The organism is Sphingomonadaceae bacterium OTU29LAMAA1 (genome assembly GCA_024072375.1).
Lineage (GTDB): Bacteria > Pseudomonadota > Alphaproteobacteria > Sphingomonadales > Sphingomonadaceae > Sphingomonas.
In genome coordinates this window covers 1,107,675-1,122,203 of the sequence record CP099617.1, presented here as the reverse complement: position 1 = coordinate 1,122,203, position 14,529 = coordinate 1,107,675, and the positions used below count along the sequence as shown (strand labels likewise).

The 14,529-nt window shown below is 68.9% G+C and carries 15 protein-coding genes; 7 read left to right on the top strand and 8 right to left on the bottom strand.

Annotation, left to right across the window (positions count from 1 at the left end; all coding sequences use genetic code 11):
• Positions 1–145 precede the first annotated feature (145 nt).
• The 3 genes from ilvN to miaA form a co-directional block, all read right to left on the bottom strand.
• Positions 146–661 carry an acetolactate synthase small subunit gene (gene ilvN / locus NF699_05715; protein ID USU06167.1) on the bottom strand — a complete coding sequence of 172 codons (516 nt, stop codon included), beginning with the start codon at positions 659–661 and terminating at the stop codon, positions 146–148.
• A 185-nt stretch (positions 662–846) separates the two neighbouring features.
• Positions 847–2,592, bottom strand: a complete 1,746-nt coding sequence (locus tag NF699_05710; protein USU06166.1) for an acetolactate synthase 3 large subunit — start codon at positions 2,590–2,592, stop codon at positions 847–849.
• Between the two features lie 66 nt (positions 2,593–2,658).
• Positions 2,659–3,597 carry a tRNA (adenosine(37)-N6)-dimethylallyltransferase MiaA gene (gene miaA / locus NF699_05705; protein ID USU06165.1) on the bottom strand — a complete coding sequence of 313 codons (939 nt, stop codon included), beginning with the start codon at positions 3,595–3,597 and terminating at the stop codon, positions 2,659–2,661.
• Here miaA and serB point away from each other — a divergent pair.
• Positions 3,590–4,465, top strand: coding sequence for a phosphoserine phosphatase SerB (serB, locus tag NF699_05700; GenBank protein USU06164.1), 876 nt, complete (start codon positions 3,590–3,592; stop codon positions 4,463–4,465). The two genes, miaA and serB, sit on opposite strands and share 8 nt — an antisense overlap.
• Before the next feature lie 20 nt (positions 4,466–4,485).
• Here serB and NF699_05695 read toward each other — a convergent pair whose 3' ends face one another.
• Positions 4,486–5,520, bottom strand: coding sequence for an SPOR domain-containing protein (locus tag NF699_05695; protein USU06163.1), 1,035 nt, complete (start codon positions 5,518–5,520; stop codon positions 4,486–4,488).
• A gap of 151 nt (positions 5,521–5,671) precedes the next feature.
• Between NF699_05695 and NF699_05690 the strand changes: the two genes are divergently transcribed.
• The 3 genes from NF699_05690 to NF699_05680 are packed head-to-tail and all read left to right on the top strand — an operon-like array spanning position 5,672 to position 8,294.
• Positions 5,672–6,394, top strand: a complete 723-nt coding sequence (locus tag NF699_05690) for a ParA family protein (GenBank protein USU06162.1) — start codon at positions 5,672–5,674, stop codon at positions 6,392–6,394.
• A complete protein-coding gene (locus NF699_05685) occupies positions 6,391–6,948 on the top strand; it encodes a hypothetical protein (protein ID USU06161.1) in 558 nt (185 codons plus the stop codon). The genes NF699_05690 and NF699_05685 overlap by 4 nt, the downstream gene beginning before the upstream one ends.
• Positions 6,949–6,968: 20 nt before the next feature.
• The gene (locus NF699_05680) at positions 6,969–8,294 is read left to right on the top strand and encodes an SPOR domain-containing protein (GenBank protein ID USU06160.1); all 1,326 of its coding nucleotides are present in this window, start codon (positions 6,969–6,971) and stop codon (positions 8,292–8,294) included.
• Positions 8,295–8,345: 51 nt separating this feature from the next.
• On the opposite strand, the gene NF699_05675 is transcribed toward NF699_05680, so the two are convergent.
• Both NF699_05675 and NF699_05670 read right to left on the bottom strand, forming a co-directional pair.
• Entirely contained in the window at positions 8,346–9,566 is a 1,221-nt protein-coding gene (locus NF699_05675; protein USU06159.1) for an amidohydrolase family protein, read from the bottom strand.
• On the bottom strand, positions 9,563–10,546 hold the full coding sequence (locus NF699_05670; GenBank protein USU06158.1) for an aspartate carbamoyltransferase catalytic subunit: 984 nt from the start codon (positions 10,544–10,546) through the stop codon (positions 9,563–9,565). Before NF699_05670 ends, NF699_05675 begins: the two co-directional genes overlap by 4 nt.
• Positions 10,547–10,679: 133 nt before the next feature.
• On the opposite strand from NF699_05670, the gene NF699_05665 reads away from it, so the two are divergent.
• Complete coding sequence (locus tag NF699_05665) at positions 10,680–11,033, top strand: hypothetical protein (GenBank protein USU06157.1); 354 nt, start codon at positions 10,680–10,682, stop codon at positions 11,031–11,033.
• A gap of 13 nt (positions 11,034–11,046) precedes the next feature.
• Here NF699_05665 and ruvX read toward each other — a convergent pair whose 3' ends face one another.
• Together ruvX and NF699_05655 are read right to left on the bottom strand one after the other, a co-directional pair.
• The gene (gene ruvX, locus NF699_05660) at positions 11,047–11,517 is read right to left on the bottom strand and encodes a Holliday junction resolvase RuvX (protein USU06156.1); all 471 of its coding nucleotides are present in this window, start codon (positions 11,515–11,517) and stop codon (positions 11,047–11,049) included.
• The gene (locus NF699_05655; protein ID USU06155.1) at positions 11,514–12,623 is read right to left on the bottom strand and encodes a DUF3089 domain-containing protein; all 1,110 of its coding nucleotides are present in this window, start codon (positions 12,621–12,623) and stop codon (positions 11,514–11,516) included. Before NF699_05655 ends, ruvX begins: the two co-directional genes overlap by 4 nt.
• A 108-nt stretch (positions 12,624–12,731) precedes the next feature.
• Between NF699_05655 and gatC the strand changes: the two genes are divergently transcribed.
• Both gatC and gatA read left to right on the top strand, forming a co-directional pair.
• On the top strand, positions 12,732–13,034 hold the full coding sequence (gatC, locus tag NF699_05650; protein ID USU06154.1) for an Asp-tRNA(Asn)/Glu-tRNA(Gln) amidotransferase subunit GatC: 303 nt from the start codon (positions 12,732–12,734) through the stop codon (positions 13,032–13,034).
• Complete coding sequence (gatA, locus tag NF699_05645; protein ID USU06153.1) at positions 13,034–14,515, top strand: Asp-tRNA(Asn)/Glu-tRNA(Gln) amidotransferase subunit GatA; 1,482 nt, start codon at positions 13,034–13,036, stop codon at positions 14,513–14,515. The genes gatC and gatA overlap by 1 nt, the downstream gene beginning before the upstream one ends.
• Positions 14,516–14,529 lie beyond the last annotated feature (14 nt).

The window sequence follows — 14,529 nt, the reverse complement described above, 5'->3', positions numbered from 1 at the left end:
CTGTCTCTGCCTCTCCCAGCGGGAGAGGATACGAAGGCTTGGCAGCGTGCTGCCTAGCCGGAGTTGGTGAGGGCAGGGGCGTTGCTGCCCTCACCCTTCCGGCGCTTCGCGCCTCCCTCCCTCTCCCGATGGGAGAGGGAAATACCTACGCCGCTTCCTTGCCGCGGCTGATGGCGACGATGCCGGTGCGGGCGACCTCGATCAGGCCGACTTCGCCCATCAGTTCGACGAACTTGTCGATCTTCTCGATCGATCCCGTCACCTCGAAAACGAAGCTGCTGGTCGTCGCATCGACCACACGGGCGCGATAGACGTCGGCCAACCGCAGCGCCTCGATCCGGTGATCGCCAGTGCCGCGCACCTTGATCAGCGCCAGTTCGCGTTCGACGTGCGCGCCCTGTGCGGTCAGGTCGGTGACCTTGTGCACGGGGACGAGGCGGTCGAGCTGCGCCATGATCTGCTCCATTGTCGCCGGCGATGCGCTGGTGACGATGGTGATGCGGCTGACCGACTTGTCGGCGGTGATCTCCGACACCGTCAGGCTCTCGATATTATAGCCGCGCGCCGTGAACAGGCCGGCGATCCGGGCAAGGATACCCGGCTCGTTGTCGACGATCACGGCGAGCGTGTGGCGTTCGGCTGTTTCGGTCTTGATGTGCATCACAATCTCGCTCCCCTCCCTTTCAAGGGAGGGGCTGGGGGTGGGTGGCGTCCTGGCGGTGTACTTTGGGGCTGGGTGTGGTCGGCACCGTGATGCGAGCACGCCACCCACCGCCGCCCCTCCCTTGAGGGCACCCATCAAAGTAATACTTTGATGGGACCCGACCGGGAGGAGAGATCGTCGCGTCAAACCAGCGCCTTGGCCTCGTCGTCCATCGTGCCGGACACTTCGTTGGCCTGCAGGATCATGTCGGTATGCGCCGCTCCGCTAGGGATCATCGGGAAGCAGTTCGCCAGCTTGGCGACGCGGCAGTCGACGATCACCGGCCCATCATGATCGAGCATCGCTTGAATACCGTCGTCGAGATCCGCGCGATGATCGATGCGGATACCCTTCCAGCCGTACGCCTCGCCGAGCTTGACGAAATCGGGCAGCGAGTCCGAATAGCTTTCGGCATAGCGGCTCTCATAGGTCAGCTCCTGCCACTGGCGGACCATCCCCATATATTCGTTGTTGAGGATGAAGATCTTGACCGGCAGCCGGTATTGCGTCGCCGTGGCCAGCTCCTGAATGTTCATCTGGATGCTGGCCTCGCCGGCGATGTCGATGACCAGCGCCTTGGGATTACCCAGCTGCGCCCCGATCGCGGCGGGCAGGCCATAGCCCATCGTGCCGAGGCCACCGCTGGTCAGCCACTTGTTCGGCTTCTCGAAGCCGAAATGCTGCGCCGCCCACATCTGGTGCTGGCCGACCTCTGTCGTGATGATCGGGTCGCGCGCGCGCGTCGCCTCCCACAAAGCACGCACGGCGCGCTGCGGCATGATCGCGTCGCCGATCTCCGGGAAATCGAGGCTTTTCTTCGCCCGCCAGTCGGCGATCCGGTTCCACCAGTCGCGCGTATCCGGCTTGGGATGCTGGCGCGATTTCCAGATGCGGACCATGTCCTCCATCGCGTGGCCCGCATCGGCGATGATCGCGAGGTCGACGCGGACGTTCTTGTTCACGCTCGACCGGTCGATATCGATATGGACCTTGCGGCTGTTCGGGCTGAACGCATCCAGCCGCCCGGTGACGCGGTCGTCGAACCGGCTGCCGATCGCGACGACCAGATCGGCCTGGTTCATCGCCATGTTCGCCTCATAGGTCCCGTGCATGCCGAGCATGCCGAGGAACTGGTCGGACGAGGCGGGGAAGCAGCCGAGGCCCATCAGCGTCGACGTCACCGGCGCACCGGTGATCCGCGCCAGCTCGCGCAGCAATTGCGACGCCGCCGGTCCCGCATTGATGATGCCGCCGCCGGTGTACAGGATCGGGCGTTCGGCCGCGGCGAGCATGTCGACGACCTGCTCGATCTGCGTCTGCGGTGCCTTCACCTGCGGGCGATAGGTCTTGTGCTGGATCGGACCGGGCTTCGTGTAGCGCGCGGTGGCGACCTGCACGTCCTTGGGGATGTCCACGACGACCGGGCCGGGGCGGCCGGAGGTGGCGATATGGAACGCCTCATGGATCGTCGCGCCCAGCTTCGCCGGGTCCTTCACCAGATAATTATGCTTCGAACAGTGACGGGTGATGCCGACCGTGTCCGCTTCCTGGAAGGCGTCGGTGCCGATCAGCGCGGTTGGGACCTGCCCCGTGATGACGACCATCGGGATCGAATCCATCAGCGCATCGGTGATCCCGGTGACCGCATTGGTCGCGCCGGGGCCGGAGGTGACGAGCACGACGCCGGGTTTGCCGGTCGAGCGGGCATAGCCCTCCGCCGCATGCGTTGCCGCCTGTTCGTGACGAACGAGGATGTGCTTCAGACGTCCGGAACGGAACATGGCGTCGTAGATCGGCAAGACCGCCCCACCGGGGTAGCCGAACACGACCTCCACGCCGAGATCGCACAGCGCCTCGACCAGGATGTCTGCTCCGCTCTTTTCGCCCACGGTTCGTCTCCACTCATGCTGGACAGGTTCGATGGGAGGGGCGGGTAGACGTGGTACAGGGCCGGGTCAACCCCATTCTTGTAATAAACTTGCGATCGAAGGCATAATTTGGGTTGAATCTGTCGTCTTGATCCAGTTGTCCGGAGGTTGGTTGCGGAACCACGTATACTGCCGCTTGGCATAGCGGCGCGTGTCGAGTTGCACCTGCGCGATCGCCTCGCGGCGGGTGATCTCCCCCGCCAGCAGCGCGGCGATCGGCGGCACGCCGATCGCACGGCGGATCGGCGCGTCGGCCACGACATCGGTGCGCGCGAGCAGGGCAGCGACCTCCTCGATGGCACCCCCGGCGAACATGGCCTCGCAGCGGACGTCGATGCGGTCGAACAGCGTCTCGCGATCGGGGAGCAGGATCGCCGCGGCGAGCGCGATCGAATCGCCGATGCCGCCGACGCGCTCCCGCTGCCAGTCGGCCAGCGGGCGACCGGTCGAGCGAACCACCTCCAGCGCGCGTGCGACGCGGGTGGTGTCGGCCGGTGCGAGCCGGGCGGCGGCGGCAGCATCCTCGATGGCGAGCAGGCGGTGCGCCTCGGCCACGGGAAGCGCGCGGACGGCGGCGCGGACATCCGGGTCGATCGCGGGGACGGGGGCGATGCCGTCGAGCAGCGTGCGCAGATAGAGCCCGGTGCCGCCGACGAGGATCGGGAGCTTGCCGGCATCATGCGCCGCGGCGATGGCGTCGCGCGCCTCGGCGGCCCAGCGCGCGGCGGAATAGCCGGCGTCGGCGGCATCGACATGACCGAACAGCCGGTGCGGCGCACTGGCCTCCTCCGCGGCGCTGGGGCGGGCGGTGAGGATGCGCAGGTCGGCATAGACCTGACTGGCATCGGCGTTGATGACGATGCCGTCATGGGCCTGCGCCAGCGCGATCCCCGCGGCGGACTTGCCGCTGGCGGTCGGCCCTGCGATGAGCGCGACCCTCGGTTTTTGGGAGGCAGCGATGTTCACGGCGACGCTCATAGGCGATGCACTCGGCGCAGGCGACCTCTCGGCGGCGGCGGACCGCCTGGCCGCGGCGGGATGCGCACCGGGCGCGGGGGTGTGGCTGGAAGAGGCCATTGCCGCCGACCTGCCGTTCGCCAGCGATGCCGCAGCGGCCCGCGTCGCGCTGGAGGGTGCGTTCGCCCACACCGACGTGGTGGTCCAGCCGACCGCGACGCGGCGCAAGGCGCTGATCGTCGCCGACATGGATTCGACGATGATCACCGTCGAATGCATCGACGAACTCGCGGATTATGCCGGCATCAAGGCGGAGGTTTCCGCGGTGACCGAGGCGGCGATGCGCGGCGAACTCGACTTCGAGGGGGCGCTGGATGCCCGTGTCGCGCTGCTGGAGGGGCTGGACGAAGCGGTGATCGCGCAATGCCTTGCCGAACGCGTCCACATCATGCCGGGGGCAAAGGCGTTGGTCCGGACGATGCGGGCGAACGGCGCGGAGGCGGTGCTGGTGTCGGGCGGATTTACCCGCTTCGCCGAACCCGTCGCAGCCGACATCGGGTTCGATCGCGCCATCGCCAACGTGCTGCTGATCGCGGACGGCAGGCTGACCGGCAAGGTCGCCAAGCCGATCGTCGGCTCCGCGACGAAGGAGGAGACGCTGCTGGCGGCTATCGCGACGCGGGGGATCGATCCCGCACTGTCGCTGGCGGTCGGCGACGGCGCGAACGACCTGGCCATGATCAGGCGCGCGGGGCTGGGGGCAGCATACCACGCCAAGCCGATCGTCGCCGCGGCGGCGGGTGCGCGGGTGGATCACGGCGACCTGTCCGCCCTGCTCTATGCACAGGGCTATCGGCGGGCGGACTGGGTCGCCTGACGGCGCCGTGGTGGTGAGCGCTAGGGCGCCACCACCACGCACGACACGCCCGAGGCGGCGCAGGCCTTTTGCGCCGCCGTTTTGGAGGCGAAGCCGCTGGCTTGCAGGCGAATGACGTTGCCCGCCTTTGCGTAGACCGGTTGCGCACCGGCCAGCTTGCCACGGACGCGGGACCATTGGGTCTGGGCGTTGGCCTGCGTGCTGAAGGCGCCGAGCTGGATTTTCCAGGCACCACCGGTGGCCGGCTTCGGCGCCGGTCGCACGTCCTGCCTGACCATGCGGTCGTTCACCGGCCGATCGGGTGACGGCTGGGGCGGCGGCATCCGCTCGGGCCCACCACGCGGCGGGAGCCTCGTCGGGCGCTGCTGGCCGACCGGCGGGCGAGAGGGCGGGACATCGGTGGTCGCGACCGCGGGCCGGCGCGGGCCGGTCGCATCCACGGCCATCATGCCGCCTCTGCCGCCCTGCGCTGGCGCATTGCGGAGGTCGGAGGCGTAACGCTGCGCCAGCGCGGTGCCCCGCTCGCGATCGGCGGGGGTGATGTACTGGTCCATCTGCGCAAGCGTTTCCGAGGCGGACTTGAGACCGGCGCGGGATGCCATCGTCATCAGCGCATAGGCGCGCGGATAGTCGCGGGGCACGCCGTCGCCGTTGAACAGCATCGTGCCGAGCACCAGCTGCCCGCGCGCCTCGCCGCGTTGCACCGACTTCTCCAGCCATGGCGCGGCTTCGGACTTGCGACCTGCCTGGAACAGCGCGAGGCCGTAATTGTCCTCGGCCTGTTGATGGCCCTGCAACGCCGCCTTGCGGAACCAGCTTTCCGCGAGCGCCGGGTCGACCGGCACGCCGCGGCCGAGCTTGTACGCCTGCCCCAGGTTGAACTGTGCATCGGCATCGCCTGCCACCGCAGGTGCGCGCCACTGCGACACCGCAGCGTCGAAGTCGCCGCGGCCCCACGCATCGACGCCCGCCTTCACGTTCTGCGCGGCCGCCGGCGCCGTCATCGAAAGGCCGACCACCAGCATCGCCCCTGCGATCCAACCGGTATTACGCATGCTTGTCACCCTTTTACCCGTCTTTTCCCATCATGCCCCGGCTCGGCCTTCAGGCAAAGCGTCATCGCACATCGGGCTCCATTAACCGCTTCTTAGGCCCACTCTGGCAGGTCTGCTGGCGGGATAGCGGCAATTTTTTTGAAGGGGGCCTATGCGCGTTCTCGCGATGGCATCGCAAAAGGGTGGATCGGGCAAGACGACCTTGTCCGGGCATCTGGCCGTGCAGGCGCAGCTGGCGGGGCACGGCCCGGTCGTGCTGATCGACATCGATCCGCAAGGATCGCTGTCGGAATGGTGGAACGAGCGTACGTCGGAATTCCCGGCCTTCGCCCAGACCACGGTCGCGCGGTTGCAGGCGGATCTGGAAGTGCTCCGCCAGCAGGGTTTCAAGCTGGCGATGATCGACACGCCGCCCGCCATCACGATGGCGATCCAGAGCGTCATCAACGTATCCGAACTGGTCGTCGTACCGACGCGCCCGTCGCCGCACGATCTGCGGGCGGTCGGCGCGACCGTCGACCTGTGCGATCGCGCCGGCAAGCCGCTGATCTTCGTCGTCAACGCCGCGACGCCAAAGGCGCGGATCACCAGCGACGCCGCCGTCGCATTGTCGCAGCACGGTACGGTCGCTCCGATCACGATCCACCAGCGCACCGATTTCGCCGCATCGATGATCGATGGCCGGACCGTCATGGAGGTCGATCCCAAGGGCAAGTCGGCGGCCGAGGTCGCCCAGCTATGGACGTATATCGCCGACCGGCTCGAAAAGAATTTCCGCCGCACCGTATTCAGCGTGCCGACCGTCTCCGGCGGCCCGGGCTTCGGCCAACGACCGGCGGCGAGCGGCTTCGGCCGCCGCGTGGTGGGAGGATGAGCATGTTCGGATCGTCCAAGCCGATGGCATCGCTGTCGTCGGGCCTGCTCGCCCGCAAGGGGCAGGCGCGGCCGGCGATGCGCAGCCAGGCATTCGGCGGCTTCGGCGTCGCCCCGCAGGCGGGCGATGATCTCGGCTGGAACGACATGGGTGGAAGCGAGCCGGTTTCGGCTGCGGTCCCTGTTCCGGCCCCTGTCCTGGCCCCAGTCCCTCGCCCCGCACCGGGCCCGGTCGCGGCGCGCGGTGTCGAACCCGTACCCACCTTGCTGGTGCAGCGCGAACTGCTCGAGGCGCAGATGGTGTCGCCGGAAGCGAAGAAATCCGTGTCCGTCGCCACCGCGACGCGCATCCGGCGTGAGACGCAGCATGGCGGCAAGGCCGCCTTCACGCTGCGGGTCGACGCCGACCGTCACCTGCGGCTGCGCCTGGCATCCGCGATCACCAATCGATCCGCGCAGGATCTGGTGACCGAAGCGCTCGACGCGCTGCTCGGCGCCGTGCCGGAGGTGGAGGCGCTCGTTGCGCAGCTGCCGGTGGCGAAGACGAAACAGTGATGACCTTGGGGGGTAATCCGATGACACCGCGCCTGATCCTGACGTTCGGCATGTCCGCCCTGGTATTGGGCGGGACGATGGTCGGCTGCACCGCCACCAGCGGCCGGATCGCGTCGGCGAGCGACCGCAGCGCGACGCTGGCCGCCAAGGCCGCGTCCCGCAGCGCGGACGACGCCCGCCGTGCGCTGGCAGCGCGTGACGCGATCAAAGCGGTGCCGCTGGCCGAGTCCGCGGTCGCCGCCGCGCCGCAGGATGCGGGCTATCGCATGCTGCTGGGGCAGAGTTACCTGCAGGCGGGACGCTTCGTATCCGCCCGCGATACGTTCGCCGACGTGCTGGCGTTGTATCCTGCGGACGGCAAGGCTGCGCTGAACCTCGCGCTGGCGCAGATCGCGACCGGCGACTGGGCGATGGCACGCACGACGCTGAACGCCAATGCCGCGATCATCCCGGTCGGCGACCTCGGCCTCGCCACGGCGCTGGCGGGCAATCCCGCGGGCGCTATCGAGATGCTCAACGCCGCGGCGCGGGCGCCGGGCGCGGGTGCGAAGGTGCGGCAGAATCTGGCGCTCAGTTATGCGCTGGCCGGCGAATGGAGCATGGCGCGGGTGGCTGCTGCCGCCGATATGTCGCCTGCCGACGTCGATGCCCGGATGGAACAATGGGCCGCGTTCGCGCAGCCGAAAGGTGCGGCGGATCAGGTCGCCAGCCTGCTCGGCGTGACGCCGGTGGCCGATAGCGGTCGACCGGTCGCGCTGGCGCTCAACGCTGCCGTTCCGGTGACGCCGGCACAGGCCGACGAGCCGGTGCAGACGGCGCTTGCCGTGCCCGCCGAGGCGCCGGCTCCGGTGGAGACGCCGCAGGCACAGTTCGCCAAGGTCGTGGCGTCCGGCGTGACGTTCGGTCCCCGGAACGAGGTGGTACAGCCGCTGCCGACGATGCTGATCCGCGCCGAAGCCCGGCCGACGAAGCTGGCGCTGGTCCGTACCCCGGCCAATCGCATCGTGCAGATGGTGCCGGCGGCCAAGCCGTTCGTCCGCACGTCGACCGGCGGCGAATGGTTCGTGCAGATCGGCGCGTTCAGCAACGTGGCGGTGGCCAAATCGGGATGGAGCACCGCGACGCGTCGCTTCGCCGCCTTGTCCGGGCACCAGCCGACCGGAACCAACTTCGCTGCCCGGCAGGGCTCGCTATACCGCCTGTCGGTCGGTGGGTTCTCGCGTGGCGAAGCCGACCGGATGTGCCGCGCATATCGTTCGAAGGGCGGCAATTGCTTCGTTCGTCGCGAAGCCGGCGATCGGATGGCGCAGTGGCTGAAGACGCCGATCCAGATGGCGTCGCGCTGACGCGCCATTCTCGCGGGGCGGGCTAGCGTCCCGGCCCCGCGGGTCCGCGCGTCAACGAACCTCCCGGCCGCCTTTCCAGACGCGGAGCACCCGTCCCTGCACGGGCAGGCCATCGAACGGGGTGTTACCCTCCGAGCCGACGAAGGTCGTGCCGTCGATCTGCCAGGGCGTCTCGGCGTCGAACAGCATCAGGTCGGCGGGTTTGCCCGCCTCCAGCGTCCCGGTATCGAGTCCCAGCACCCGCGCCGGGTTGACCGCCAGCAGCGCCAGCAGCCGTTCGAGCGGCAGCAGGCCGTCGCGAACCAGCATCAACCCGAGCGGCAGCAGCGTCTCGGCCCCCGCCATGCCCGCCGCCGAATCGGCGAAGGGCAGGCGCTTTTCCTCCGGACCATGGGGATCGTGGCCGGAACACAGCACGTCGATCGTGCCGTCCCTCACCGCCGCAAGCGCCGCCTGCCGGTCGCTTTCGCTGCGCAACGGCGGAGAGAGATGGGCGTAGGTGCGGAAATCGCTCATCGCGATGTCGGAGAGGTGAAGGTGCGCGGGCGTGATGCCGCAGGTGACCTTCACGCCGCGACGTTTGGCGGCGCGGATCAGGTCGAACGCGGCGGCGGTGGTGACCTGACGGATGTGGAGCCGGGCACCGGTTTCCTCCGCCAGCATCAGGTCGCGCGCCACCGCCAGCGCCTCGGCGACCGCGGGGGCGGAGGGCAGGCCCAGCCTCGTCGCGGTTTCGCCATCGGTCGTCACCGCGCCGGTGGTCAGTCCGCCATCTTCGGCGTGCGTCACCACGGCTACGTCGAGGTCGCGGGCGTATGCGAGCACGCGCAGCATCACGCCGCTGTCGGCGATCCAGTGCCGGCCGGTCCCGACCGCTTTGGCTCCGGCGGAGGCACAGACCGCCATTTCCGCCAGGTCGTGACCGTCCAGCCGCTGTGTCGCGGCGGCGATCGGGTGGATCCACAGGTCGGGCTTGCCGATCAGCGCGGCGCGCTGGACCATGCCCGGATCGTCCAGCACGCGCGCGCCGTCGGGCATCAGGCCGACGCGGACGATGCCGCCGGCGCGGAACGCGGCGCGGTCGATCCTGAATACGCCGAGGTCGACGATGCCCGGAGCCAGCGTCGAACCCTCGCAGTCGATCACCGTCGCGCCCTCGGGCACGTCGCCGTAGCCGGTGACGACGCCGTCTTCGACCAGCAGCGACACCCCGCTCGTCACGCCGCCGACGGGGCAGGCGAGGCGGGCGTTGCGGAATGCGGTGACGCTCATGCCCAGCCATCCACGCCGCGCGCGCGCCGGGTCAGCACGTCCAGACACGCCATCCGCACCGCCACGCCCATCTCAACCTGTTCCGTGATCGCCGATTGCGGCCCGTCCGCGACGCTCGAATCGATCTCGACCCCCCGGTTCATCGGGCCGGGGTGCATGACCAGCGCGTGCGGAAGCCTCGCGAGCCGTTCGGGCGTCAGGCCGTAGCGCATGCGATACTCGCGGCTGGATGGAATGTAGCCGCCGGCCATCCGCTCGTTCTGCACGCGCAGCATCATCACCACGTCCGCCCCGACCAGCGCTGCGTCGAAATCGGTGAACGGCGTCACTCCCATGCGCTCGATTCCGACCGGCATCAGGGTGGACGGCGCGCAGACCCGCACCTCCGCCGCCAGCGCGGTGAGCGCGAGGATGTTCGACCGCGCGACCCGGCTGTGCAGCACGTCGCCGCAGATCACCACGCGCTGTCCGGCGATGCCGCCCTTGCGGCGGCGGATCGTCAGCGCATCGAGCAGCGCCTGTGTCGGATGCTCGTGCCGCCCGTCGCCGGCGTTGAGCACCGGGCAATCGACCTTGTCCGCGATCAGCCGCACCGCACCGCTCGACATATGCCGGATGACGATCACGTCGGCGCGCATCGCGTTCAGCGTCTGCGCGGTGTCGATCAGCGTCTCGCCCTTCTTCACGCTCGACGTCGCGGCGTGCATGTTGACGACGTCCGCGCCCAGTCGCTTGCCCGCGATCTCGAAGCTCAGCAGCGTGCGCGTGCTGTTCTCGAAAAAGGCGTTGATCTGGGTCAGGCCGGCGAGCCGCTTGTCGGGCGCGGCATGGCTGCGGTTCGCCTCCACCCACGTCTCCGCCTCGTCGAGCAGGAACGCGATCTCATGCGGCTGGAGCCCGTCGATGCCGGTGAGGTGCCGGTGCGGGAAGACGGCGCCACCCTGGATGAGGGTGGCGGGGCGGTGATCTGAACGCTGCATCAAGCGCGCGGAGTAGCGGCGGCGCGGGATGGGGGCAAGCGGGTGCGGCCGTTCGCGGCTGGTCTGGCCGCCGCTAACGGAGAGCCGCGGACGCGCGATTGCCGCCAGCGACGCAGGAGGCTACCGGCGGGTCATGGCAAAAGCGGATAGGTTGGCACGGCTCGACGCGCGTCGGCTGGAGCTTGAGGCGGATTACGCCGAGGCGTTGATCGCGGCGCTGCGGCGCGCGGCCGCGGGCAAGCCGGGGCTGTTCGGGCGGGATGGCGATCGGGCGTCTCGCGCGACGTTCGCGGCGGCCCTCGCAGAGCTTGGCGAGATCGGCACGGCGATCGACGGCGCACGGGACCAGCTCGGGTTGCCCCCATTCGTGTTGCAGCAGGACTTTCTGGCGTCCCGCGGGCCGGTCGGGCCGCAGGCGGCGGGGGAGCGCAAGCAGGCGCAGGCGTGGCTGGATCGGCTGGACGCCGACGGCGCGGTGCGTACCTGAGGCAAGCCTCGGTCTACCCGTCCTGCACCATCACCAGCGCATCGATGGCGGCCTGCAGGATATGCGCCGCCGCAAGGTTGTCGATGCGTTCCGCCCGTTTGGCGCGGCTCATGTCCTGTTCGATCATCGTGCGCTCGACCGCGACGGTAGACCAGCGTTCGTCCCACAGCAGGATCGGCAACCCCAGATCTTCGCAATTCTTCGCGAACGCGCGGGTGGACTGACTGCGCGGGCTTTCGGTGCCGTCGAGGTTGAGCGGCAGGCCGAGGACCCAGCCGCGGACGTGTTGCGCGGTCCCCAACGCTACCAACGCTGCCTTGTCCTTGGTGAACTTGGTGCGGCGGACGAGCTCTGCGGGGCTGGCGAAGCTCCATCCGGCGTCGCACAGAGCGGTGCCGATCGTCTTCGTACCGAGGTCGAGGCCGAGCAGCCGCCCGCCCGCGGGTAGCGCTTCGCGAAAGACGGCGCGGTCGAGGGTGATCATGTGCCGGAGCCGAATGCGGCCAGCCGGCGGCTGGCGTCGGCGCGGACGTTGGCCCAGAACAGGCTGTAATCGTAGACGTGGTAGTTGTTGCCGGGAAGGACGTAGCCGCCGACCTCCGGTGCGTCGCCGATCAGCAGGAACCCGCGCGGGCCGCAATGGGCGGGGACCTTGCCGGCGGCGATCGTCGCCGTGGTCAGGTCGGCGGAGGGATAGAGCGTGCCGAGGTTCGCGCTGGCCGGCGCATCCGCCCCGGCCGTGCCGGTCAACGGGTTGGTGCAGACGATCGGGCTATCCTTCCGGGCGCGGCCGTCGAAGCCCTTCGTCTGGTCGTAGACGTCGGTGATCATCGATGGGTCGGCGGGTTCGGCAAAGCTTTCCCACGACAGCAGGCAGCGTGCCTGATCCGCTCGCGTGCATTCGGCCATGCCGAGCGCGGCGAGATCGGTTGTTCGCGATACCGGCCAGCCGACCACGTACGCCGCGACGATGCGGCTTGCGATCGGCTTGCCGGCGATCTGTTCGCGCAGCAGGCGGGTGAGGTGGAGCGCGCCCTGGCTGTGCCCGGCGAGGATGATCGGGCGCTTCGGATCGACCTGCCGGACGAACGCGGCAAACGCTGCCGATACGTCGCCGTACGCAAGGTCGAGCGCGCGATTGGCATCGGCGACGCTGGTCAGGAACGCGCCGAACGTCGCCTGGCGATAGCGGGGCGACCAGATGTCGCCGGCGGCGTTGAAGGCGCTGGCCTGCCCGCGCAGGAAGATCGCCGCGCGGGCATTGGTCTCGGCATCGTTCAGCGCGGCGTTCCAGTGATCGCGGCCGATGTAGGATGTCGGGTGGATGAAGAAGACCGCGGCTTTCGGCTTCGCCTCGGGCGTATAGCCGGCGGGGGTCCAGAGCGCGGGATTGCCGGGGATGTCGGGTCGGGCGATCCACATCGCCTTGTCGGCGTAGACCCGTGGATCGACGCCAGGCTGCGTCTTGAACGATTCGGACGGGACGAGCGCCATGCGCAGGATCTGGTTGCCGTAAAGGCGATAGGCGAGCGCGCCGGCGATGACGAGCGCGATCAGGAACGCGAAGACGTAGAGGAATTTGCGGGCCAAGGCGTCTGGGTTCCGGACGGGTCAGAAGAGGCGCTCTGATGGACGAGCGTCGTCGAACTGGCAACACGCGGTTGCGCTGTGGGAGCCGCCTCTGCTAGCCGCAGCCTCATGTCCGTAGACACCGCCACCGTGAAGAAGGTCGCCGCGCTTGCGCGCATCGCGATCACCGACGAGGACGCGACGCGCCTCGCTCCCGAACTCAGCAACATCCTCGGCTGGATCGAGCAACTGGGGGAGGTCGATACGACCGGCATCGAGCCGATGACCGCGGTCATCCCCAACCACCTGCGCCTGCGCGACGACGTCATCAACGCCGATCCGCTGACCGGCGGCGGGATCCGCGACCAGCTGATGGCGAACGCTCCCCAGGCGGAGCATGGCTTCTTTACCGTCCCCAAGGTGATCGAATAATGGCCGACCTGACCGATCTCGGCATCGCCGGCATCCGCGACGGTGTGCGCACCGGTGCATTCTCCGCCGTCGAAGTGGCCGACGCCTTCGTGGTGAAGGTGGCCAAGGCCAAGCCGCTGAACGCATTCCTGGTCGAGACGCCCGACCATGCGCTGTCCGCCGCCCGCGCCGCCGATGCCGCCCGCGCGGCGGGCGAGACGCTCAAGCCGCTGGCGGGCGTGCCGATCGGGATGAAGGACCTGTTCTGCACCAGGGGTGTGCAGACGACCGCGGCGAGCCACATCCTCGAAGGGTTCGTGCCGACCTACGAATCGACCGTTTCACAGAACCTGTGGGACGCGGGCGCCGGCATGTTGGGCAAGCTCAACATGGACCAGTTCGCGATGGGGTCGTCGAACGAGACGAGCGCGTTCGGCAACGTGATCTCGCCATGGCGGCGGCCGGGCGACACCGCACCGCTGGCACCGGGCGGCTCGTCTGGCGGCAGTTCTTCGGCGGTGGCGGCACGGCTGTGCCCGGGCGCGACCGGCACCGACACCGGCGGCTCGATCCGCCAGCCGGCGGCGTTCGTCGGGATCAGCGGGATCAAGCCGACCTATGGCCGTTGTTCGCGCTGGGGCACGATCGCGTTCGCCTCGTCGCTCGACCAGGCCGGCCCCATGGCGCGCGACGTCCGCGATTGCGCGATCATGCTGGAGGCGATGGCGGGCTTCGACAAGAAGGACGCGACCTCGCTCGATCTCGACGTGCCGAAGTGGGAGCACGGCCTGTCGCCGAGCCTCGCCGGCAAGCGCGTCGGCATCCCGAAGGAATATCGCGTCGATGGCATGCCCGAGGAGATCGAGGCGCTGTGGCAGGCCGGCATCGACTGGCTGAAGGACGCTGGTGCCGAGATCGTCGAAGTGTCGCTGCCGCACACCAAATACGCACTGCCCGCGTATTACATCATCGCACCGGCGGAGGCCTCGTCCAACCTCGCGCGTTATGACGGCGTTCGCTACGGCTTGCGCGACCTGCCCGAAGGGGCGGGGTTGCAGGACATGTACGCCGCGACCCGCGCCGACGGCTTCGGTGCGGAGGTGAAGCGCCGGATCATGATCGGCACCTACGTGCTGTCGGCGGGCTTCTACGATGCCTATTATACGCAGGCGCAGAAGGTGCGGGCGCTGATCGCCCGCGACTTCGAACTGGCGTGGGACAAGTGCGACGTGCTGCTCACCCCGACCGCCCCATCGGCCGCGTTCGCGCTGGGCGAGAAGTCGGCGGACCCGATCGCGATGTACTTGAACGACGTGTTCACCGTGCCGTCGTCGCTGGCCGGACTGCCCGCGATGAGCGTGCCGGGTGGCCTCGACAAGGCGGGCCTGCCGCTGGGATTGCAGATCATCGGCAAACCGCTCGACGAACAGGGCGTGCTGAACGCCGGATTGGCAATCGAACAGCGTGCCGGGTTCACGGCGCGACCGAATGCGTGGTGGTAGACCTGTGTCGCGTC